Annotated in this window: 28 protein-coding genes and 1 pseudogene; all 29 read left to right on the top strand. The window is 47.0% G+C overall.

The window, feature by feature from the left end:
* Positions 1-12 precede the first annotated feature (12 nt).
* The 29 genes and pseudogenes from DXD12_RS09410 (at position 13) to DXD12_RS09275 (ending at position 22620) form a co-directional block, all read left to right on the top strand.
* Positions 13-495: a sigma-70 family RNA polymerase sigma factor gene (locus tag DXD12_RS09410; RefSeq protein WP_118638213.1), complete on the top strand. Its 483-nt coding sequence runs from the start codon at positions 13-15 to the stop codon at positions 493-495.
* Between the two features lie 196 nt (positions 496-691).
* On the top strand, positions 692-1501 hold the full coding sequence (locus DXD12_RS09405) for a phage terminase small subunit-related protein (protein WP_118638212.1): 810 nt from the start codon (positions 692-694) through the stop codon (positions 1499-1501).
* 120 nt (positions 1502-1621) lie between these two features.
* Positions 1622-2113, top strand: a complete 492-nt coding sequence (locus tag DXD12_RS09400; protein ID WP_118638211.1) for a hypothetical protein — start codon at positions 1622-1624, stop codon at positions 2111-2113.
* Positions 2094-3929: a phage terminase large subunit family protein gene (locus DXD12_RS09395; protein WP_118638210.1), complete on the top strand. Its 1836-nt coding sequence runs from the start codon at positions 2094-2096 to the stop codon at positions 3927-3929. The genes DXD12_RS09400 and DXD12_RS09395 overlap by 20 nt, the downstream gene beginning before the upstream one ends.
* A complete protein-coding gene (locus DXD12_RS09390) occupies positions 3930-4166 on the top strand; it encodes a DUF6148 family protein (protein ID WP_118638209.1) in 237 nt (78 codons plus the stop codon).
* A 145-nt stretch (positions 4167-4311) separates the two neighbouring features.
* Complete coding sequence (locus DXD12_RS09385; RefSeq protein ID WP_207665265.1) at positions 4312-5868, top strand: phage portal protein; 1557 nt, start codon at positions 4312-4314, stop codon at positions 5866-5868.
* A complete protein-coding gene (locus DXD12_RS09380) occupies positions 5837-7018 on the top strand; it encodes a head maturation protease, ClpP-related (protein ID WP_243105372.1) in 1182 nt (393 codons plus the stop codon). Before DXD12_RS09385 ends, DXD12_RS09380 begins: the two co-directional genes overlap by 32 nt.
* Before the next feature lie 13 nt (positions 7019-7031).
* Positions 7032-7367 (top strand): hypothetical protein, encoded by a 336-nt coding sequence (locus DXD12_RS09375; RefSeq protein WP_118638207.1) that lies wholly within the window; start codon positions 7032-7034, stop codon positions 7365-7367.
* A 16-nt stretch (positions 7368-7383) separates the two neighbouring features.
* Positions 7384-8439 carry a major capsid protein gene (locus tag DXD12_RS09370; RefSeq protein ID WP_118638206.1) on the top strand — a complete coding sequence of 352 codons (1056 nt, stop codon included), beginning with the start codon at positions 7384-7386 and terminating at the stop codon, positions 8437-8439.
* 29 nt (positions 8440-8468) lie between these two features.
* Positions 8469-8783: a hypothetical protein gene (locus tag DXD12_RS09365; RefSeq protein ID WP_243105371.1), complete on the top strand. Its 315-nt coding sequence runs from the start codon at positions 8469-8471 to the stop codon at positions 8781-8783.
* On the top strand, positions 8780-9340 hold the full coding sequence (locus DXD12_RS09360) for a phage tail protein (protein ID WP_118638204.1): 561 nt from the start codon (positions 8780-8782) through the stop codon (positions 9338-9340). The genes DXD12_RS09365 and DXD12_RS09360 overlap by 4 nt, the downstream gene beginning before the upstream one ends.
* A gap of 5 nt (positions 9341-9345) precedes the next feature.
* On the top strand, positions 9346-9843 hold the full coding sequence (locus tag DXD12_RS09355) for a hypothetical protein (protein WP_118638203.1): 498 nt from the start codon (positions 9346-9348) through the stop codon (positions 9841-9843).
* 16 nt (positions 9844-9859) lie between these two features.
* Positions 9860-10246: a hypothetical protein gene (locus DXD12_RS09350; RefSeq protein ID WP_118638202.1), complete on the top strand. Its 387-nt coding sequence runs from the start codon at positions 9860-9862 to the stop codon at positions 10244-10246.
* 3 nt (positions 10247-10249) lie between these two features.
* On the top strand, positions 10250-11680 hold the full coding sequence (locus DXD12_RS09345) for a phage tail protein (RefSeq protein ID WP_118638201.1): 1431 nt from the start codon (positions 10250-10252) through the stop codon (positions 11678-11680).
* 17 nt (positions 11681-11697) lie between these two features.
* Entirely contained in the window at positions 11698-12216 is a 519-nt protein-coding gene (locus tag DXD12_RS09340) for a phage major tail tube protein (protein ID WP_118638200.1), read from the top strand.
* 73 nt (positions 12217-12289) lie between these two features.
* On the top strand, positions 12290-12709 hold the full coding sequence (locus DXD12_RS09335; protein WP_243105370.1) for a phage tail assembly protein: 420 nt from the start codon (positions 12290-12292) through the stop codon (positions 12707-12709).
* A 190-nt stretch (positions 12710-12899) separates the two neighbouring features.
* Entirely contained in the window at positions 12900-16544 is a 3645-nt protein-coding gene (locus DXD12_RS09330) for a phage tail tape measure protein (RefSeq protein ID WP_118638199.1), read from the top strand.
* Positions 16537-16752 (top strand): tail protein X, encoded by a 216-nt coding sequence (locus DXD12_RS09325; protein WP_118638198.1) that lies wholly within the window; start codon positions 16537-16539, stop codon positions 16750-16752. Before DXD12_RS09330 ends, DXD12_RS09325 begins: the two co-directional genes overlap by 8 nt.
* A 256-nt stretch (positions 16753-17008) precedes the next feature.
* Positions 17009-17146, top strand: a pseudogene (locus DXD12_RS15845) (LysM peptidoglycan-binding domain-containing protein); the annotation flags it as partial.
* A gap of 225 nt (positions 17147-17371) precedes the next feature.
* On the top strand, positions 17372-18052 hold the full coding sequence (locus DXD12_RS15840; protein ID WP_333563197.1) for a contractile injection system protein, VgrG/Pvc8 family: 681 nt from the start codon (positions 17372-17374) through the stop codon (positions 18050-18052).
* Positions 18053-18403, top strand: coding sequence for a hypothetical protein (locus DXD12_RS09315; RefSeq protein WP_118638196.1), 351 nt, complete (start codon positions 18053-18055; stop codon positions 18401-18403). It abuts the gene before it with no gap.
* Between the two features lie 3 nt (positions 18404-18406).
* The gene (locus DXD12_RS09310) at positions 18407-18808 is read left to right on the top strand and encodes a phage tail protein (protein WP_118638195.1); all 402 of its coding nucleotides are present in this window, start codon (positions 18407-18409) and stop codon (positions 18806-18808) included.
* A 6-nt stretch (positions 18809-18814) separates the two neighbouring features.
* Positions 18815-19144 carry a hypothetical protein gene (locus DXD12_RS09305; RefSeq protein WP_118638194.1) on the top strand — a complete coding sequence of 110 codons (330 nt, stop codon included), beginning with the start codon at positions 18815-18817 and terminating at the stop codon, positions 19142-19144.
* Positions 19137-20279 (top strand): baseplate J/gp47 family protein, encoded by a 1143-nt coding sequence (locus DXD12_RS09300; protein WP_118638193.1) that lies wholly within the window; start codon positions 19137-19139, stop codon positions 20277-20279. Before DXD12_RS09305 ends, DXD12_RS09300 begins: the two co-directional genes overlap by 8 nt.
* Positions 20272-21273 carry a phage tail protein I gene (locus tag DXD12_RS09295; protein ID WP_182457055.1) on the top strand — a complete coding sequence of 334 codons (1002 nt, stop codon included), beginning with the start codon at positions 20272-20274 and terminating at the stop codon, positions 21271-21273. The genes DXD12_RS09300 and DXD12_RS09295 overlap by 8 nt, the downstream gene beginning before the upstream one ends.
* Positions 21274-21288: 15 nt before the next feature.
* Positions 21289-21600: a hypothetical protein gene (locus tag DXD12_RS09290; protein ID WP_118638191.1), complete on the top strand. Its 312-nt coding sequence runs from the start codon at positions 21289-21291 to the stop codon at positions 21598-21600.
* 3 nt (positions 21601-21603) lie between these two features.
* Positions 21604-22098, top strand: a complete 495-nt coding sequence (locus DXD12_RS09285; RefSeq protein ID WP_118638190.1) for a hypothetical protein — start codon at positions 21604-21606, stop codon at positions 22096-22098.
* Positions 22098-22277 carry a hypothetical protein gene (locus DXD12_RS09280; protein WP_118638188.1) on the top strand — a complete coding sequence of 60 codons (180 nt, stop codon included), beginning with the start codon at positions 22098-22100 and terminating at the stop codon, positions 22275-22277. The genes DXD12_RS09285 and DXD12_RS09280 overlap by 1 nt, the downstream gene beginning before the upstream one ends.
* Complete coding sequence (locus tag DXD12_RS09275; RefSeq protein WP_117469253.1) at positions 22267-22620, top strand: hypothetical protein; 354 nt, start codon at positions 22267-22269, stop codon at positions 22618-22620. Before DXD12_RS09280 ends, DXD12_RS09275 begins: the two co-directional genes overlap by 11 nt.
* Positions 22621-22622 lie beyond the last annotated feature (2 nt).

Raw genomic sequence — 22622 nt, 5'->3', positions numbered from 1 at the left:
GAGGAATAGCAAATGGCGCAGGCAATGGAAAAAAGCAAGGTGATTGAATTGTTGGAATACTACAAGGACATAGACGGGGAGGTGAGCATTTACAGAAAAATCATAACTGATTTAACGGACCAATACTACAACCCCATTGGCGCTATACAGTGCGACGGTCTTCCAAAGGGAAAAAATAATATATCACGACAAACAGAAAATATGGCGTTGAACATTCCAGATTATGTCAGCGGAGAAATAAGAGAGTATGAAGAAAAGGTGCAGCAGTTGCAGAACCTCAAAGCGCAGATGTTACAGGAGATTTCAAGGTTGAAACTGAAAGAAAAGCGCATTATTTTTGATTTTTACATTCACAACCTCAAATGGGAGCGAGTAGCGGAACGGAACGCATACAGTGAACGGCAGTGCAAGAACATTAGAGATAATGCCCTTGAAACGCTTTCACAGAGGTTCGGAAAGAACCAGATTATTTCACAATTTCATAAGGTTGCATAAAGCAATCATTGCCCGCCATTGCCTGCGATTTGCTGATATAATTTATATCAGTAAAGCAGGCTTTACGCCGTTATATTTGCACGTTGGCAATAGTGGGCTTTGACGATTTTTTGAAATTACAAAGCCCATAATTTTTTATACTTCCGTAAACCGGGAGGGTTCGGAAGAATGAAAACAAACGAAAAGAGGTGAGGACATGGGAAGACCACGCAACCCAGAACGGGACAAGTCACTACAACGCTATCTGGACGCAGACGGCAAGATTGGAACAGCAGAACTGGCGAAGCTGGCAGGTGTGCCGGAAAGCCGTATAAGGAAATGGAAGTCAGAAGACAGCTGGGAAGAAGCGTTAAAAAAGAAGCCCAGAAAAAGAGGGGGGCAAAAGGGAAATAAAAATGCAGCAGGAAAAACCCCAGCAAAAAAGGGGAATAAAAACGCCGTGACGCATGGTGCCTTTGCACAGGCGGGCTATGAGGATATAGACCCGGAGCAGGCAGAAGCAATAAAGAACATGGGCACGCCGTCTGCACTATCACAAATGATGAATGAATTGCAGGCGTTGTATGTACGCAAAGCCTATCTGGAAAGCCTACTGCAACAGTATGAAGCAGCAGACGCCGAGGGCTTCTACACTGATAAGATAGTACACATGATTGTACCAAAGAGTATGGAGGAACGCCGGGAGGAAGAAGACTGCGGCATGGAGCAGACGCAGGCAGCAGACCCAGAGGGCGGCAAGGAGATATACAAAACGGCTATGAAATCCATTATCAAGTCAAGCCCATTCGACAGGGCAATGAAAGTGGAAGCCGAACTAAACAAGCTGCATGGGCGTATCATTAAGCAGCTGGACAGTATCAAAGCCTATGAGTTGGAGGACAGACGCTTGACGCTGGCTGAAAAGCAATTTGAATTGAATAAACAGAAACTAACGGGTGAATTTGAGATTGACCCAGAGGAAGACGGAGAAAACGACGAAATAACGGGAATTGTGGACGAGGTTTGATAGGTTCTGTCAGCGCCCCAGAAGCACTGCGGGTACGCCGACGCCCAAAGGTTTCCTAGATATAAATTAAAAATTTTCACTTCCGCTTCCGAACCAGAAAAAAGAAAGGGGGTGCGGTTTTTGAAAGCGTATACGTCAAAAGCGGTTGCCGCATGGCTTGACATATCAGAACGCAGAGTGCGCCAGCTGCGGGACGAAAAAGTGATAACGGAAATCAGACCGGGGCTGTACGATTTGAAAACCGTAAACCACCAATACATAAACTACCTGCGGAAGAACAACCCGGACAGCGAAAGCACAATAAATTACAATGCGGAGCGGGCAAAACTGGTGAGAGCAAAGAGGGAAGCGCAAGAACTGGAATTGAAGCTGCGCAGAAATGAAGTTCACACCACAGAGGACGTGGAACAGGTAATGACAGACACGCTGGTTAGGTTCAAAACAAGACTTATGGCAATACCTGCAAAGTTAAGTCCGATTTTATCAAAGAAAAAGGACCAGACAGAAATTTTCAAGCTGCTGAAAAGCGCTATTGATGAGGTACTGGAAGAACTTTCAGACTTTCAGACAGTGTTTGGGTACGGTGTAGAAGATGAAGAAACACACAGCTGATATGTTCGCCCGCATTTTTAAGGTATTGCAGCCGCCACCGGAAATGACACTTTCCCAGTGGGCAGATAAATTCCGCAGGCTGTCTGCCGGGTCTTCCGCAGAACCGGGACGCTGGAAGACAGCAAAAGCCCCGTACCAGAAAGAAATCATGGACGCAATAACAGACATCACAATTAAAAAAGTGGTGATAATGTCAGCGGCGCAGGTGGGAAAAACAGACGCAATGGTGCTGAACCCTATTGGCTACTATGTGCATTATGACCCGTCACCGATTATGGTTATACAGCCCACAATAGACATGGCAGAGAAGTTTTCAAAAGAAAAGCTGTCACCCATGCTGCGTGATACCCCAGTACTTGCGGACAGAATAAACGAAAAGTCACGAAACAGCGGTAATACAATCATGCAGAAGATATTCCCCGGCGGTTTTATCACTATTGCCGGGGCAAATAGCCCAACGGGATTGCGTAGCCACACAATCAGAATATTGCTTGCGGACGAAATAGACGCATACCCAGCCAGTGCAGGAAAAGAGGGCGACCCGCTTCTATTGGCTTCAAAAAGACAGACGACGTTCTGGAACAAGAAGCAAGTGGACATTTCCACACCGACGGTCAAGGGCGTATCAAGAATAGAAGTGGAGTACGAAAACAGCAGCCGGGGAGAGTGGAACACGCCTTGCCCGTGCTGCGGAGAACTGCAACCGCTGGTCTGGTCAAATGTAGTCTTTGACAAAGAGGACTTGTCAGAAATCAAATACGCTTGCAGCAAATGCGGCGTCATATCCAGTGAAGCAGAGTGGAAAGAACACTTTACAGAGGGAACCTTTGTGCATGAGGACCCGGAAAACCCCGTGCGTGGGTTCCATTTGAACACGCTTGCGTCAACACTGACCACATGGCAAGAAGTGGTTGAAAAATTCTTGATTGCCAATGCAGAAATGAAAAAAGGCAATGTGGAATTGATGAAAGTATGGACCAATACGGAAATGGGGCAGACGTGGGAGGAAGACGGCGAAACCGTAGAAGACGACGAACTGATGAAGCGCAGGGAGAAGTACAACTGCGAAGTGCCAGAAGAAGTGCTGTATTTGACCGCAGGCGTGGACACGCAGGACGATAGATTTGAAATTGAGGTTGTGGGCTGGGGTCCAGAATATGAAAGCTGGGGAATTAAGTATGCCGTGATATACGGTGACACGTCGAACATGGAAGACCAGTGCTGGAAAGACCTTGACACGTTTTTGCAGCAGTCGTGGAAAAAAGCAGACGAAACGCAGCTGAAATTGTCATGCACCTGCATAGATAGTGGAGGACACCGAAGCAATCAAGTATATAAGTTCTGCAAAGCACGGTTCAATCGCAGGGTATTTGCAATCAAAGGTTCAAACGATAGTGCAGCGGCATACATTCAGAAGCCGACAAAAAGCAACCGTGAGGGCGCATATCTGTTCACGCTGGGAGTAGACACAGGAAAAAGTTTGTTAATGGACAGATTGAAGCTGGAAGACGAGGGACCCGGCTTTTGCCACTTCCCAAAGGAAGACGGCAGGGGCTATGATGAAAAGTATTTCAAGGGGCTAACGTCGGAAAAAAAGGTCATGCGCTATAAAATGGGCAGACCGTATTTTGCATGGGACCTGAAAGACAAAGGACAGCACAAACGAAACGAAGCGCTTGACTGCCGGAACTACGCCACGGCAGCTATTGAAATAACGGGCGTACCATTAAAGAAACCGAAAAAGAAAGAGAATAAGCCGCAGACAACAAAGAAAGTTGTGAAGCGGGGAAGAAGAAACAGTGGAGGTATATTATAAATGGCAGGAATTACACTGGAAACAGCAAAAAGGCACCTTGACGCATGGCTGGAAGCAGAACTGGCGGTGACAAATGCGCAGTCATACACAATCGGCAGCAGGACCATGACAAAAGCTGATTTAGCGGAAATCAGAAAGTCTATTGAATATTGGCAAGGAAAGGTCAATGCGCTGGAGAACGCAGCCAAACACGGCGGCAGAAACCGGGTAAAACGATTTGTACCCCGTGACTTGTAAAGATTGCCCGCTATTGCCCGTTTTAGGGGTTTATTTCCCCCCATTGCCCACAAAAATGAGGTAATATTGTAGCGTGGAAAAATAAGAAAAGACAAAAAGCACCCGTGAAAAGGTGCTTTTTTCATGCCATAAAGGAGGTGAGAACGTGGGGATTGCAGCGGGAATTGATAAGGCAATAGCAGCGATTGCGCCGCAAACAGCACTGAAAAGGATTGCTGCAAGACAGAAATTGCAGATATTAAACAGCGGTTACAGCAATTATGGGGCAAGCGTAACAAAAAAATCACTTATGGGCTGGCTTCATGCTGGCGGCAGCAGCCGTGAGGACATAGAAGACAATGTTTCTGTCCTGCGGCAGCGCACCCGTGATTTATATATGGGCGTACCGATTGCCAACGGCGCTGTCAAGACCATGCGCACCAATGTAGTTGGGCGTGGACTACGTTTGAAACCGAACATAGACGCTGAAATATTAGGGCTGACACCAGAAGAAAGAAGAAGTCTGGAAAAGCAGATTGAAAGGGAATGGAACATCTGGGCAGAAAGCACAGATTGTGACATGGCACGCATTGATAATTTTTATGAGTTGCAGCAGTTGGCGTTTCTGAACTGGCTTATTTCTGGTGACTGCTTGGCAGTGCTGCCAGTAAAGCCCAGATTAAACCAGCCGTATGATTTGCGTGTGCAGCTGATTGAAGCGGACAGGCTTTGCAGCCCGGACAACTGCGACACAATAGACAACAAGATTGTTGGAGGTGTAGAGGTTGACCAGTCCGGGGAGGTGGTAGCGTACCACATAGCAGACCACCACCCGTTGTCATACGCATACACAGACATTAAATGGCAGAGGGTAGAAGCATTTGGAATAAAGACGGGCAGAAGAAATGTGCTGCACTTGATGAACCGTGAGAGGATAGAGCAGCGCAGGGGCGTTCCGTTCCTTGCCCCGGTCATTGAGAGCTTGAAGCAGCTTGGACGCTATACAGACGCAGAACTGGTGGCGGCGGTTGTGTCTGGAATGTTTACGGTGTTTATTGAAAAGGCAGACGCCAGCAACGAGGACGCAATAGGAAGCATGATACCAGAGGAAGTGCAGGTTGACGCAGAGGACGAAACCACCATTGAACTTGCGCCGGGTGCTGTCTTTGACTTAAACGAGGGCGAAAAAGCACATGACATGAACCCCGGAAGACCAAACGCCAATTTTAATGGCTTTGTGGAAGCTATATGCCAGCAAATAGGCGCTTCACTTGAAATTCCTTATGAATTGCTTGTAAAACGCTTTAACGCCAGTTATACAGCCAGCAAAGGGGCACTGGAAGAAGCATGGAAAATGTTCAATATGTACCGGGATTGGTTGGCAACAGACTTTTGCCAGCCCGTGTACGAAGAATGGCTGACAGAAGCGGTGGCAAAAGGGCGCATCAAGGCACCGGGTTTCTTTACTGACGCAGTAATCAGAAAAGCATATTGCACGGCAAAATGGAACGGTCCGGCAAAAGGTATGCTTGACCCAGTAAAAGAGGTTACGGCAGCGGAAAAGAGAGTGCAAAACGGTTTCAGCACCAGAAGTGATGAAACAATGCAAATGACAGGTAGCGGCTATTACAGCAATGTTGAGCAGCTGAAACATGAAGAAAAAGAACTAAGGGAGGTAAGGAAAATTGCCAATGGAAATGCAGACGACCCGGCAACAGGATAACAGGCAACCGGGCAACCCATACGGGGTCACAACAAATAAATTCTGGAATTTCATTCCGGCAGCAGGCGACAAGCCACCAGAACTGCTTCTGTATGGAGCAATCAGCAGTCAGCAGTCATGGTGGGAAGACAGGGTAACACCGCAGCAATTCAACGCAGAACTTGCGGAACTGGGCGACGTCCCGGAAATTATCGTGCGCATTAACAGCGGCGGCGGTGATGTGTTCGCAGCAAACGCAATATTTACACGGTTGAAAGACTGTTCGGCGAAAGTGACGGTCAAAATTGACGGCTGGGCAGCTTCCGCAGCCACAATCATTGCAATGGCGGGCGACACAATCAAGATTGCCCGCAACGGCGTGTTTATGATACATGACCCAGCAATGACAGTCTGGGACACTTTCAAGGCAGAAGACTTTCTGAAAATGGCTGATGAATTGAAAGTGATTAAACAAAGCATTGTCAACACATACGCCAGCAAGACCGGGAGAAATGCAGAGGACATAGAACAGCTTATGTCAAATGAAACATGGTGGACAGGAGACACAGCCGTTGAAAATGGGTTTTGTGATGAACTAATGTTTGAAGAAAGCAGCACAGTTGTTGAAAATTCTTCAAAAATTGTGGTTAATTCAGTGCCCATTGATGTTTCTATGTTCAAAAGTATTCCAACACAGTTATTAAACAGCCCGCACAATCAAAATCCGGGTAGTTTGATAAATAATAGTGCAGCAGCAAGCAAAAAGCCACAGGAAAAGGAGGAACAACAAATGGCAGCACCAGAAAACAAAATCACAACGGTTGACGCACTAAAAGCCGCTTACCCGGATTTAGTAGCGACAATTCAGAACGACGCAGCCGCCGCAGAACGTGTCAGAATTAAAAGCATTGAGGATTTGACAAACGGTAACTATGCAGCACTTGCGGCAGACGCAAAATTCACGAACCCAACTTCTGCGCAGGAATTGGCAGTGAAAATCATTGCAGAGCAGAACAAAGCTGGGGGCACATACATTGAGAACCGCCAGAAAGACGCACAGGACAGCGGGGCAAATGGAGTGCTTGGAGTAGTGCCGGAGGACGGAGCAGGCGACAACGGCAAGAATGTTTTTGAAGCAGCTATTGACAAGCTGTTTCCAGAAGTGAAGTAAGGAGGTAGCAGGCATGAGCGAATATGCAGTAGAGAAAAGAGAAACAGCGCCGAAAAACTTCTTTGCTGGCGACTTCCCAACAGTGCCGGAAACGGGGACTGCGGGTGCGGATATTAAAGAGTATGCGCCAGTAATGGTTGACACGGCGAGTGACAACAAAATTATCCCGGTAGCCAAAGGAAGCGAAGCAAGCGCAATCGGCATTTCTGCGGCAGCAGCAGGAAACGGGGAACCCGTGACATATTACATGACAGGTGAGTTTTTCACCGACGCATTAAGCGTTGAAAGCGACACTGATGTGGCGAAAATCAAAGAAGCATTAAGAAAAGTATCAATCTTTTTGAGATAAGGAGGAAAAAGAAATCATGGCAAATGAAGTATCTATTTATGAGCCACGGACAATGGGCAGAGTGGTTCAGAAATTACCGCCCGTGCGTACCTTTTTCAGAAGTACGTTTTTCAAACATGAGGAAACTTTCACAACAAAAAATGTTGATGTAGATTTCAGAAAGGGCAGCAGAAAGGTTGCGCCGTTTGTAAGCCGCTTAATTGGTGGAAAGGTAGTGCCGAACACTGGCTATGAAACAAAGACCTATACGCCGCCTTTAGTAGCCCCGGAAAAGGTCACAACGGTTGACGACCTTTTACAGAGAAGACCGGGTGAAAGTATTTATTCCGGCAGAACACCTGCGGAACGTGCCGTATTGAAAATGGCAGACGATTTTGTGGAATTAAGAGAACAGATTGTGCGCCGTGAAGAATTGATGTGCGCCCAGACAATCTTCACTGGTAAAATTCCCATTATCGGTGACGGCGTGAATGAAGAAATTGACTTCTTTTTCACCAACAAAGAAACCATTTCAGAAGCAAAGAAGAAATGGACTGCCGACACTTCCGACCCTATCGCAGATTTAAAACGCTGGCATGAAACCGTCCAGAAGACAGGTTTTGTGAACTGCGATATTTGCGTTATGGGAACAGGCGTTGCAAATGCGTTTGTGGGCAATGCAAAGGTGCAGAAAGTTCTTGACGTAAAGAACTACAATTTAGCAGTTATCCAGCCACGACAGCTTCCGAACGGTACAACGTATCTGGGAACCATTCACGAATTAGGGCTTGATATTTACAAGTACAACGAATGGTATTTGGACGACTGGACAAACCCGGCAACACCAGAGGACAAGCCGCTTGTACCTGCGGACAGTCTGGCACTGTTAAGCACAAGCAGTGACTATTCCATGTACTACGGCGCAATTACACTGATTAAGGAGCCGGACGGCAACTTTATGACCGTTGAGGGAAAATATGTGCCGGACACATGGACAAAGCGCAAGCCTGCAAGAAGATTTCTCAATCTGTCTTCCGCACCGTTATGCGTACCGCATGACGTTGACAGCTGGTTTGTTGCAACGCCTATTTAATGGACTTCAAAGCACAGCTTGTCAGTGACATGAAAGTGTTTCATAACTGCGGCGAAATGGCAACCATGACAGACGTATGGTATCAAGAAAAACAACACTATATACCCATTATCATTGACCACACGGCAGCCGACGAACGGCAGAGAGGAAGCGGGGACAATGCAGAGGGGTTGCACCGTGCGTCATGTCTTGTCTATATGTCGCTGTATGACTTTGGTTGCGTACCAAAGCAGGGGCGGCAGATAGAAATTGACGAAGCCGGGGCGGTAAATATGTACCGTATCGCAAAGGCAGATTGTGAAGACGGGGAAATAATTCTGGAATTGGAGATGTTGGAAGAATGATTGAAATAACATCTGACGCAATAGAAAGAGTTGGAACCCTGCTGGCAGACGTCCCAAAGGGTGCGGAACGGGTCTTTGCTAACGCAATGAACCGTGGTATTTCCAGAGTAAAGACACAGGCTTTGAAAAGAACAAAGCAGGTATACACGGTAAACAATGGCGCACTGACAGCGAGAACAACAATGCAGATAAACAAAGCCAGCACGGGAAACCTTGCGGGCTTTGTTTCGTTTGCAGGAACAAAACTGCCGTTATATCAATTCAAGGTGACGCCCACGAAATCTGGAACAGGAAAACAGGTGCGGGCGGCAGTTAAGAAAGGCGGCAGCGCAACACCGTTTGAAGACGCCTTTGTTGCGAACATGAAAAACGGCATGGGCGTATATGAGAGAGTAACCAGAAAGCGTGTACCGACAGAACAGCTTATGGGTCTTTCAGCTGCGCAAATGGTAGGAAGCCCGGAAGTTATAGACGGACTGCAAGACGAGGTACAAGAACTGGTGAATGAACGTATTGTCCATGAAATGAACAGAATTTTGAATGGATATGGAGGATAAAAAGCATGACACCAGTTTTTTTGCTGGAAAATTTGCAGCGGTTCATAGAAGAAAAAACGGCTGACATTATTTTACCAGTGAGAACCAGAACGGGCAGAAATGAAGTGAAAGAGCGCCCGGCGGCGGTTTACAAAATGGGACTGCCGGAAGCGGACGACGCACAACAGAAAGTGCCATACATTCTGGTTAAGTTCCTAACAGGGACGGACGACAAGGCAGCGGGAGAGCCAGAAGAAGACAGCTGCAAAGTAAGAATTATATTTGCGGTGTATTCCGAAAACGGACAGGACGGACCACTTGCACTTCTCAACCTCATGTTGAGAGTGCGAAGCGAATTGAAGAAAGCCGGAGCAGTTGGCGGCGGTCAATTTGTGCTGGAAATGCCACTGGAATATATCGTGTATCAAGACACCACGCCGCCGTATTACATGGGGGAAATGGTGACAAATTGGAGCCTGCCAGTCGTACAACGTGACGTGGCAGCAGTTCTGCAAAATTTATAAACAGGAGGTAGAAGACATGGCAAAAGCGACCACAGCAAACGCCACAGCAGCCGAAAAGGACGCTGAAAAGGTGCAGGCGGTAGAAAATACCAGTGAAGCGGAAAAAGCCGCAGAAACGGCAAATGAGCAGCCGGAAACGGTAAAGCTGATTTACATTGGACCGAACCTGCCAAAAGCAATGTTGCAGTGCAACAGAATTTTTGAGGGAACAGAAGAAGAAATTGACAAGGAATTGTCTTTTATTCTTGAAAAGTTCCCACTTGTAAAGAAAATGCTTGTTCCGACAACGGAACTTGCGGAGAAGAAAGACAAGGTGAAGACAGCCGGGAACGTATACAACAAGTGGTATTCCGACTTAAAAGCTGCCGCCCTTGCATACGCAGAACGAGAACAGGAGGTATAAGCAATGAGTGACGTATCACATGGAGTAAATGCCGGAAAGACCGACAGCGGAGCAATCACGCCCGTTTCCGTAGACACTGGCGTACATTTTGTAGTCGGTACAGCACCCGTGCAGGCGACCAACGGAAAAGTAAATGAAGTTATCATGGCTTCCAGCTACGCAGAAGCGGTGCAGGCGTTGGGATATTCCGACGACTGGAAAAAATACAGCCTTTGCGAAGAAATCTACACAGCGTTTACGCTTTTTAACAGTGCGCAGGTATTCTTTGTAAATGTGCTTGACCCTAAAAAGCATAAGAAGACAGTAGCAGAAAAGGAAATGGACGTGGCAGATAACCAGATTGAATTACCACTGGAAGCAATCGCAGGAAGCGTGGAAGTGACTGGAAAGACAGCTGGGGAAGACTACGAAGTGTTCTACGGTGACACAGCCTGCATTGTGGAGTTTCTGAAAGAAACAACAGGAAAAGCAAACGTAAAATATGACGCCGTGGACCCTACACAGGTTACAAAGAGTGACATTATCGGCGGTTACAGCGTAAGCACACACAAGACCACAGGGCTTGAACTGATTAACAGCGTGTTCCCACGCTTCACGAAAGTTCCAGACCTTATTTTGTGTCCGAATTGGTCACATGACCCGGAGGTTGCAGCCGTCATGTCTGCAAAGGCAGAGAACATCAACGGTCTGTTTGAAGCAGAAGCAATTCTGGACGTAGACTGCACAGAGGAAACAGGCGCAATCTACTATACAGAGGTGCCGGAGTGGAAAAAGAAAAAGAATTTCACAAAGAAAACGGAAATTCTTTGCTTTCCTAAAGTTGCGCTGGGCGATAGGGTTTTTAATCTTTCCACACAGCTTGCAGCCAGCATTTCTGCCGTAGACAATGCGACAGCATACGGCGACGGTACACCGTGCGAAAGTGCTTCAAACAAGGGCATACAGGCAGATAGAATGGTTGTTGCGGACGGTTCAGAAGTTATTCTGGACGTACAGCAGGCAAACTATCTGAATGAAAACGGCGTGGTTACAGCACTTAATTTCTACAACGGTTTTGTAAGTTGGGGGAATTATACAGCGTGCTACCCTGCCGATACTGACATGACAAATTATTTCTACTGTATCAACCGTATGTTCAAATGGGTTGGAAAGACCCTTATTTTGACATACTGGAACTACCTTGACAGAGGTATTAAAAGACGTCTTCTGGACGCAATCGTGCAGTCCGTCAACGATTGGCTGTCAAGCCTTGCGACTGATGAAAAAATCATTGGCGGGCGTGTCGAACTGAACGCAAGCGAGAACAGCGCAAGCCAGCTGGCAGCAGGAATTGTCCGTTTTCATATCTACATGACACCGCCGTCACCATTACAGAAAATGGACTTTGTGCTTGAATATGACCTTTCATATCTTGAAGCACTGGTGGCGGCATAAAGGGGAGGTGAAACAAAATGTCTAAAGTTGATGAATTAGTAATTAACTATGCGATTTACGAAGACGCCACGGAGTATCTGGGAACAACAGAAGTGACCCTGCCGGATTTAGAGTACATGACGGAAGAATTAAGCGGCGCAGGCATTGCGGGCAATATTGAAGAAATCATTATTGGTCACTTAAATGCCATGACAACAACTTTCAATTTCCGAACCGTAACGGCAGCAGCGGTCAAGTTAATGGAACCCCGTGTGCATAGAATTGATTTGCGTGTGGCACAGCAGAGAATGAACCTGCGTACCAGTGCAAATGAAGTCACCGGGGTAAAGCATATTATGAAAGTGAAACCGAAGAAAACAGCACTGGGCAAGGTTGCTGCTGCGTCCACTGCTGATGTAAGCGGAGAATATGCCGTTTCATACTACGCAATGTATATGGACGGTTCAAAGGTAACGGAGATTGACCCGTTGAACTTCATTTGTATTATCAATGGCAAAGACTACTTAAAGGACGTTAGAAAAGCGTTAGGAAAGTAAAGACAGAAAAGCAGGAGCCAGCGGGGAACCGCTGGTTTTTTCCTGCAATAAATCAGATATGGAGGAAAACAAAATGGCAGATACAACAAAAAACACTGAAAACATGGAGCAGGCGGCAGAGCAGGCAAAAGAAATGCAGGAAGCACAGGCAAGCGGCGTGGTGAGTTTTGAGGAAAAGAAGACAGAGAAAGAAAACACCAGTCTGAACTACACCCACACTTTCAAAGCGCCCAGAGAGATTGAGGGCAAGAAGTACACCGCATTAACCTTTTATTTTGACAATCTGACTGGTGAGGATATAGAAGCAGTGGAACAGGAACTTGCGGACATGAACAAATATGTTCTTTCCCCGGAAATTTCTTCTGCGTTCCAGTGTATTCTTGCGGCAAAGGCTGCGGGGGTTGCTTCTGACGAAATCAGACGGCTTCCAGTGCCAGACTATATGAAAATTAAGAACAAAGCAAGGGATTTTTTAATTGCTGCGGGCTATTAAAGATTAAAGAACCCGCAAAGTTCATAAGAAAGCAGATATATAAAATGTCAAGGGCTTCACATACGCCCGTCCCATTCTGGTTAAAAATGCCCATACGCAGGCTTTTTGCATGGATTGAAACAATCAATGAAGTGGAAAAAGAAGAAGCGGAAGAACGGCAGCAGAATAAAGCGTAGGGAGGTGAAACAGCTTGGCAGGGTCACAAAAGGAATTTGAACTGCTTTTCAAGCTGAAAGCGGCGCTGGGTCCCAACTTCAATGGGGCGTTCAAAAGTGCGATAAACACCAATAACCAGTTGCGGGACAGCATGAAAAACGTAAATTCCTTGCAATCGAAGATTGACGGCTACACAAAGCAGTCTGCCGCTATTGACAAGAACAAAGAACGGCTGGCGTTGCTTAATGCTGAACATGACAGGTTGCAGCAGGAGTTACAGCAGACGGGCGAACCCACAGACGCACTGCGGAAGAAGCTCGAAAGAAATGAAAGCCAGATACAACAGACCACTGCCAAAATACAGGAACAGGAAAGACAATTAAACAGTTACGCAGAAGAACTGCGGGAAGCCGGGGTAAATACAGACAATCTGGAAGAAGCCAACGGCAGGTTGCAAAAATCGTATGAAAAGTTGCAGAGTTCACAGCAGACGTTGCAGAAGATAAATGAAAAGCAACAGCAGGTACAGCAGAGCATTTCTAAAACAAAAGGGCAACTGCTGGGAACGATTGGCGCTATCGGTGCAATAGCAACGGCGGTATATGCGGGACCAGTGCAGGCGGCGCAGAAATATGAAACGGCAATAGCAAAGGTTGGAACCATTGCGGATACGCAGGAAGTACCACTGGGCACATTGTCACAACAGATTATGCAGCTGTCAAACCAGACAGGAATTGCAGCCAGCGCCGTTGCTGATGATGTATACAACGCAATATCTGCCGGGCAGAAAACGGCAGACGCAGTAAACTTTGTTACAAACAGTACGAAGTTAGCGAAAGCCGGATTTGCCGAAAGTTCGCAAACGCTGGACGTATTGACAACCGTATTGAACGCATACGGCATGAGTGCGGACAAGGTAGGTACTGTATCAGATATGCTGGTACAGACGCAGAACAAAGGTAAAGTAACCGTAGGCGAACTGGCAAGCAGCATGGGTAAAATTATCCCAACTGCAAACGCAAGCAATGTTTCATTGGAACAGTTGTGCGCTGGCTATGCGATAATGACCAGCAAAGGTATTGCAGCCGCAGAAACGACAACGTACATGAACAGTATGTTGAATGAGTTGTCGAAGTCTGGAAGTACAACGGACAAGCTATTGCGTGAGAAAATGGGCGGTAGCTTTTCAGAATTGATGAAAAGTGGGAAATCACTTGGGGAAATTCTGGGAGGAATACAAGACGAAGCCAGCAAGTCTGGTCTTGCCCTGTCCGATATGTTCAGCAGTTCGGAAGCAGGAAAAGCGGCAATGTCGCTGTTATCAAACGGCGTTGACGGCTTCAATGCAAGCGTACAAGATATGGTGAATAGCGTTGGAGCAACAGACAGCGCATTTGCCAAAATGGAAGACACCACAGAAGCCAAAATGGAAAAGGCAAAGAACAGTATTGCGAATTTGAGCATTGTTCTTGGTCAAAACCTACTGCCGATTGTAGGAAACATGGCAGACAAAGTGGCAACCGTGGTCACGAAAGTTTCAGAATTTGCAGCAGCAAACCCAAAGTTAGTGCAAACGGTCTTAAAGGTAGCAGCAGGACTGGCAGCACTGAAAGTGGGAATGTTGACAACAAAGCTGGTTACTTTATCAGCGGAAGACGGCATATTGTCACTGGCAAAGAAGCTGGTTGGCTTGCGTGCCGGATTTATTGAGAACGCAGCAACAAGCGCAGGTTTTGCAGCAAAGCTGAAAGCAGCCGGAAGCGGTGTACTTTCTTACTTTGGCAACGTAAAAGGTGCTTTGGGCGGCGTAGGTTCTGCAATAGGTAATATTTTCAGCGGAAACAGAGTAATTGGAGCAGTTACGGGCTTCATGGGCAATGTGAAAGCGTCCGTTGTCAATGGCTTCATGGGACTTGCTACAAAGGCAGGCGGGGCACTGACAGGCGCAGGAACAAAGCTGCTGGGGCTTTTACTCAAACCGTTTTCACTGGTTGGCGGCAAACTGGGTCCGATACTTGGAACCGTAGGAACTGCGATTGCAAACAGCCCGCTTGGGAAAATAGGCGGTCTGATAACAAGAGGAATTACCGGGGCTTTCAGTAAGGCAACAACACTGATTGCACCGCTCGGAAACGCAGTCAAAACAGTTCTGGGACCGCTCGGAAACCTTGCCAAAACAGCACTAGGACCGCTGGGAGGTATCGCAGGAAAGATATTGCCAGTTGTGGGCGTTATCACAACAATTATCACGGTCATTAAGCTGGTACAAACACACCTTGAAGAAATACGCAGTTTCATTCAGCGCACTTTTGGTGATGAAGCACTGGCGGTATTTGACAAAATCGTTGCGGTTATAACAAACGTAGGAAACACAATAAAAAATGTGTTTTCTGGTGAGAACATAGGCGCAGCCCGTGACAAAATACAAGAACTGTTCGGAGATAAAGGGGCAGCAGTCTTTGACACGTTTGTAAATGTGCTGGGAACAGTAAAGAACGCAGTTTCAGAGGTTGTGGGCTTCATAACGGCAAATGTTGTGCCAGTAGCAGAACAGGTATTGCAGGTAATCACAACACAAGTGATACCGGGGATTGTTAGCTTTATTCAAGCGGCAGCCCCAACAATCATGCAAATTATACAAAGCGTTGCGGATTTTATCGGGGCAATTATCCCGGTGATAGGCAGCTTTATTGCTGGGCTTATGCCAATTATAAGCGAAATAATCACGTTTATTTCAACTTACGTTTTACCGATTATTTCAGAACTGTTCAGCTTTATTTGCAGCACGGTTCTTCCGGCAATTTCAGACGCAATACAAGCAATTTTACCAGTCGTACAAAACGTACTGCAAACACTGCTTCCAGCCATTCAAACCGCTTTATCAACTATCTGGAATATTGTCAGTCCGATAATTCAAGGAATTTTAGCGGCGGTACAATTTGTAATGCCGACAATTCAAGCTATCGTTCAAAGCGGAGTTCAAGCAATTTCCGGCGTGATTTCTGGAATTGTAACCGTGCTGAATGGAATTATCACTTTTATAACTGGCGTCTTTTCCGGGAACTGGCGGCAGGCTTGGGAGGGCATAAAGTCCATTTTTTCTGGAATTTGGCAGGCTATCAAGTCAGTGTGTACGGGTGCAATTAACGGCATTATATCTGCGGTCAACACGGTTATTCGTGGATTGAACAAAGTAAAAGTGCCAGACTGGGTGCCGGGCGTAGGTGGAAAAGGTATAAACATATCTGAAATACCTATGCTGGCGAAAGGTTCAAGCAATACCCCAGATACATTCATAGCGGGCGAAGCTGGACCAGAGTTAATCACAAACGCACCGGGGCGCACGGTGTTTACTGCCAGCCAGACAAGAAGTATCATGGCGGCACAGAATACGGCAGCCACAACAGCGGCAGCGGTAGCGCCAACAACAGCACCGACCACAACAGCGCAGACGGTAAATAATTACAATACAGCGCCGGAGGTGACAGCAGGAGCAGGCAACAACGGCGGCGGTGCAAAGAATGTAACTATCAACAATAATCCAACAATCGTGGTAAACGGAGATAAGCCGGAAGACTTAGACGCAAAGCTGGAAGAAAACAACAAACGGCTGCTGCGTGACGTTGAAGAATTGCTGGACGAAAAAGAAGACAAAGAAAGGCGGCAGAAATATGACTAAAAGCTACACCACAATATCTGGGGATATGTGGGACAAAATCGCATACAACGAAATGGGAAGCGTTCTGCATACAGATAAGCTGATGAAAGCCAATGTCAAATATGCCAGCACCTACGTTTTCCCAGCCGGGGTTGTTTTAACAATCCCGGAGGTGGAAGACGAAGAAGACTTGGAACTGCCACCGTGGAAAAGGGGGCTGCTGACATAGAATGAGTGCAAAGAACTTGGCACGCCGGGTGGAATTGAAACTGAAATTTGAAAATGTTTCTGTCCCGGCAGACATCAACAAATATTTAAGCAGTCTTACTTTCACTGATGAAGAAGAAGACAACGCAGACGATTTGCAGCTTGCGTTTGATGATAGAGAAAGTAAGTGGCTGGGAAGCTGGCTGGAAGTAAAACCGACATTTGTTAAGACTTCAACGACGGTACAAAAGCAGGTGGAAGCTGCAAGCGTCGTCAATTATGTAGTTAAAAAAGGTGATACCCTTTGGGCTATTGCCAAAAAGTATCTGGGAAGCGGCACGAAATACCCGCAGATTGCCAGTGAAAACAATATCAAGAACCCCAATTTGATATATCCGGGGCAGGTATTTAAAATCACGACAGGCGGGACAGCAACCCAGACGGTTTCAGAAACAAAAGAAACCACAAAAAAGGTGTCAGACCCTAAATTGATAACGGCAACTATTGTGCAGAAAAACTGGCATGACAACGGAAAAGATGTGCATTTGAATTGCGGAACCTTTGAACTGGACAGCGTAGACGCCAGCGGACCGCCAACCAAAATCACATTAAAAGGCACGTCAATTCCGTACACCTCAACCATGAGGGTTGCGAGAAAGTCAAAAGCATGGGAAAACACGACACTGAAAGTGATTGCGGAGCAGATAGCGAAAGAAAGCCGTTTAAAACTGATGTACCTTGCTGGGTCAAACCCGAAATATAAGCGAAAAGAACAGGTGCAGCAGTCAGACATTGTATTTTTGCAGAAGCTATGCAAGGCGGCTGGGCTGGCGTTGAAAGTAACCACAATGAACGTGGTTATTTATGACGCCGAAGAATACGACAGCAAGCCACCTATAAAAACCATAAAATATGGCAGCGGTGATTATTTGTCATACAAGCTGGGAACCAGCCTGCATGATACAGCATACACCAGCTGCCATGTTTCGTATACTGACCCGGACAGCAAGGAAACGATAGAAAGTACATACACCCCGGACAGTACAGAGGGAACCGGGCAGGTGCTTGAAATCAACGAAAAGGTGAACAGCACCAGTGAAGCGCACGAACTGGCGAAAAAGCGGCTGCGTGAAAAGAATACACAGCAGTATACAGCCAGTTTCACCATGCTTGGTGACGTGCAGCTGGTGGCGGGCGCAACGGTTCGGTTGAAAGGGTTTCAGAAGTTCGACCGCAAGTATAAAATCACGAAAGCAACGCACAAGCTGACGGGAGGTTATACAACGCAAATTGAATTAAAACAGGTATTGGAGGGCTACTAAATGGCAGACATGACAGAACTTAAAAACGCCATACGCATTGGCACGGTGCAAAGTGTGAGTGCGGAAAAAATGACAGCCCGTGTGAAGTTCAAGGACAAAGGCGGCATAACTTCCGGCGACCTGCACATTATCAAACGCCCGGTGTACGTCATACCAGCAATGGAAAGCGGAACAGAGGGGCAGACAGCAAAAACAGAATTGCAATATGACTACGGCGGCGAACTGAAAAAGAAAGTGAGCCACTACCACGAAGCCTTTGTTTCTGCATGGGTGCCGGACGTCAACGACATGGTTCTTTGTATTATGCTTCCAGACGGTGACGGTGACGGCTTCATTGTGGGGGAGGTGTAACGCATGGCGAAGATAGGCAGCTTTGGAAAGCTGGCTTTTTCGGTATCAGAAAAGACGGTGCGCACGTTTGATGAAATCAGCTGGAAAGTGTCTGCAAAGTACGCAACGCATGACAGACATATAAAACGTGATGTGCTGGAATTTCTGGGACCAGAGCCGGACACAATCAGTTTCAAAATGGCGTTCAGTGTATTTCACGGAACAAACCCGCTGAATGAAATTAAAAAGCTAAACAAAATGTGTAGCAACGGTGAAGTAAACTACTTGATTTTAGGCGGGAAAAAGTACGGGTCATATAAGTGGGTAATAACGGGAGTCAGCAGCACATTGAAACGCTACGACAATAAAGGTAACTGCTGGGCTGCCACGGCAGATGTGACCTTGAAAGAATATCCAAAGAGGTGAAAAAGCATGGACGTAATAAGAGGTGACGGCTCATTGCTGAAAGAAATTGACCTTGCGCCAGCAAATGAACATCAAGCCGTAATACAGAATATTGCAGTTATTCTGGACACAGTGCAAGGGTCATGCCCCATGTTCCGTGACTTTGGATTGCCGGGCAGCTTATATGGCAGACCGCAGCCAGTAGTTGAAAGTATACTGGTTGGCTATCTGTATGACCAGATAGAACAATTTGAACCACGGGCGGTGGTTTCAGACATTACATTTGACCACGACGCAGGAACAGGGCGTACAGTTCCTATAATCTATTTGGAGGAGGTGAGAACAGACAATGAGTGACAGAAAATACCCAGACATTGAGTTTGTGGAAACAGACACAGAAACGATAGAAAGCAATCTGATTGCACTATATGAAAACATGGTGCAGCAGGTGCCGGGGCGTGAGCATTACAAAGTTTACCCGGCGTCACCAGAAAGGCTGTTTATTTCATGGGTGGCAAATATCATTGTGCAGCAGCGTGTCATTATCAACGAAACTGCAAAAAAGAACGTGCCACGCTATGCGGACGGTGAATACTTGGACAGTCTGGCAGAACTGTTCAAGGATTTGGAAAGGCTGCCAGCAAGTCCGGCGTCTGCAATGTTCCGCTTCTACATATCGCAGGCGCAGACACAATCAGTAATTATCCCGGCGGGCACAAGAATTTCCTTTGACGGCGCAATATTGTTCGAAACGAAAGAAATTCTTGAAATCAAAGCCGGGCAGACATACGGGGACGTTGAGGGCGTCTGCACAACAGCTGGGACAGTTGGAAACAATCTGGCAGCAGGGCAGGTCAAAGAAATTGTGGACCTATACGACTACTACCAGAAAGCAGAGAATATCACAGCAACCAGCGGCGGTGCAGAGGAAGAAGACGACGACAGTTATTATGAGCGTATGCGGGAGAGTATGGAGAGTTTCAGCACAGCAGGTCCCGTAAATGGTTATATTTACTTCACAAAGTCGGTGTCCCCAGCAGTTGCAGACGTGGCGGTGACAAGCCCGGAACCTTGCGTGGTAGACGTCCGGGTGCTTTTACAGAATGGAGCGCAGGCAACGGAAGCGGTACTGAAAGAGATTGAAACAGCGTTGAACGCTTCTGACGTCCGACCATTGACAGACACCGTGACAGTATCGGTGCCGGAAACAGTGCCGTTTGACATTGATGTGACCTTTTATATTCCGCAGCCAGACGCAGCCAGCGCAACGATTATTGAAGCGGCAGCACGGCAGGCGGTAGAAGATTACAAGACGTGGCAAACAAGCAAAATGGGGCGGGACATTAACCCGTCATACCTTACGGCACGACTAATGGAAGCAGGCGTGAAACGTGTCGAAGTTCGCAAGCCTGTTTTCACGGTGGTTGAAGACATAAAGGTTGCAAAGTTGGGAAACACAACGGTTCTGAATGGAGGTATTGAGAATGTCTAAAACAATTTACAATGCCGACTATTCAGAATGTTTGCCGGAAGCATTAAAGAAAGACCCTAAAATGGTTGCACTGGCAAACGCCACGGCAGCAGCACTTCTGGACACTTCCGGGATAATGAACAGCGTTTTGATATATTCCCGGTTTGACGAACTGCCGGAAGAACTGGTGGACATTCTGGCGTATGACCTGCACGTTGACTGGTACGACTATAACTACCCACTGGAAGCAAAACGGGACTTAGTGAAAAACAGCGTCAAGGTTCACAAAAAAATGGGGACAAAGTACGCCATTGAAACAGCACTGGGCAGCCTATTTCCAGAAAGTGAAGTGGAAGAATGGTTCCAGTATGAGGGAGAACCCGGACACTTTCACATTATTTTAGATGTAACAAACCAGAAAATCACGGCAGACTATGCAGCTATTATCCGGGCGGTAAAGATGTATAAAAGGCTGTCAGCGCACATGGACGAACTGACATATCAAGGGCAGGTCCACGGGGTAATATACACCCACGGTGAATATTTCAGATATAAAACACCGCTGACAGGCAGACTGAAAGCCGGAACGCACCCGCAGAGGAACACAAGGGGCGGTATCGGTGCCGGAACATTTGTCGTGGGGACAGAAGCAGCCGGGTTCATATTCAACGCCCCAGCAGCAGGTACAAAACCGTACAGAAACACGATATTTGCCAATCAGACAACGCATATTGACGCAGAAACGGCGTTAAATGCGTTTGGGTATACAAATACACCAGCCGGACGCATAAGAGCCGGAGAAAGCCCGCAGAGGAACACCAGAGGGCAGACGGACGGGGCAGCGGTCACAATGGGCGACACAGCGGAAGCATACCACTTCACAACCCCGGCAGCCGGGACCGTCCCGGAAAGAAGCACGGTGCAGAGGACAGAGGGCAGCACCGTGGGCAGCAGTACGCAAGCAATGGGGTATTCATACGGCGTCAAGCCGTGCGGAAGCACCCGGAAGCTATAAAAGGAGGTGAAGACCATGTTGACAACGGACGCAATCAATGATTTTAAAGATTTCATTGACAATATCATTGCCTATGCGAAAGTAACGGTCAACGGCGTTTCCGAAAAAAAGGTGATACACCGCAGGGAACGTCTGAAAGACGGCAGGGTGGCTGTATATGTGCAGATTACCCCGCAGGTAAGCGGAACCGCTACGGTGCAGCGGGTGCAGCTTTACAACAAGAATAATAAGTTGTGGGCAGATAAAGCGGTAAACATTCCCTTGAACAACGTACAAGAGGGCGTGTTATACCGCTTTACATTTGACTTTGTAGAAAAGGAGGTGTAACAGATGTACGAACCTAAATTGTGGCAGGACCATGTAACAGAATTTGAAGACAGATACACCGAAAGCAGAAATGACGACGGGACAATAACGCATACACCCGTTGAGGGTGAAATTATTCAGCAGGGAACGCCGCAGAACGCAACCAACTTCAATCACATGGAGGAGGGAATTTCAAATGCGACGGAAACAGCGGCGCTTCTGGCACTGGCAACAATCCACCAGCAGCAGGCAACAGCTGACTTGCAGGGCGAAACAAAAACGGTGACACTGAAAAATACGCAGCAGTACCCGTTCAACAATTCCAAACAGGCAGTTGCACTGAAGACTGAAAGGAACCACATGGACTACACCGTGGAAACGGAAGTTGTGGAGTACACGGGCGGTTTTCCGGGTGACATTGTTATTACTGAAAAACTGTTAAATGGTTTCAAAATCGCACACACTGGCAGCGCAACCAGCGTGACGGTGAAAATCTATGTGAAAGGCGGGTTTTACTAATGGCAGGCGTAATTATTAAGACAGAGGAACGCAGACAGCATGAAGAAGCTGTATTGCGTTCTTTTGGCGTGCAGGGCAGAGGAACAGCAGCCCAGAGGGAAGCTGCGGAAGTTATCGCAGCCAGAAGCAATGAGGTAGTAAAGAACCAGAATGGAGGTAGAAAATATTATGGCTACTAATAAAATCAATGTAGTTGAAAAAACACCGGGCACACATATTGAATATGCACTGTCCGGCAGTAAAAAAATCACGTTTGGTGATGATGAATTAACAATCAATCTTGCCAGCCGTGAAAGAGATTTTGAAGTATCACTGGACATTTGCATTGACGAAGAAGACGGCGTGGTGATTGGAACCGGAGGACGTGCGCAGAAGTACGCTGCGCAGATTGTTATTCCTGCCAGACGCTATGATGTTATCGAAGACGGAGAGGACGAAAACGGAGAACCGAAAGAAGTTCCAATGCCTATCCCGTTTGATATGTCACTTTGCACGCTTATTCTTTGGGGATTGGAGGTATAAAG

The organism is Clostridium sp. TF11-13AC (assembly GCF_003481065.1).
Taxonomy (GTDB): Bacteria; Bacillota; Clostridia; order Lachnospirales; family Lachnospiraceae; genus Otoolea; species Otoolea fessa.
The sequence above is the reverse complement of the archived record's forward strand: the minus strand, read 5'-3'. Positions and strand labels throughout refer to the sequence as shown.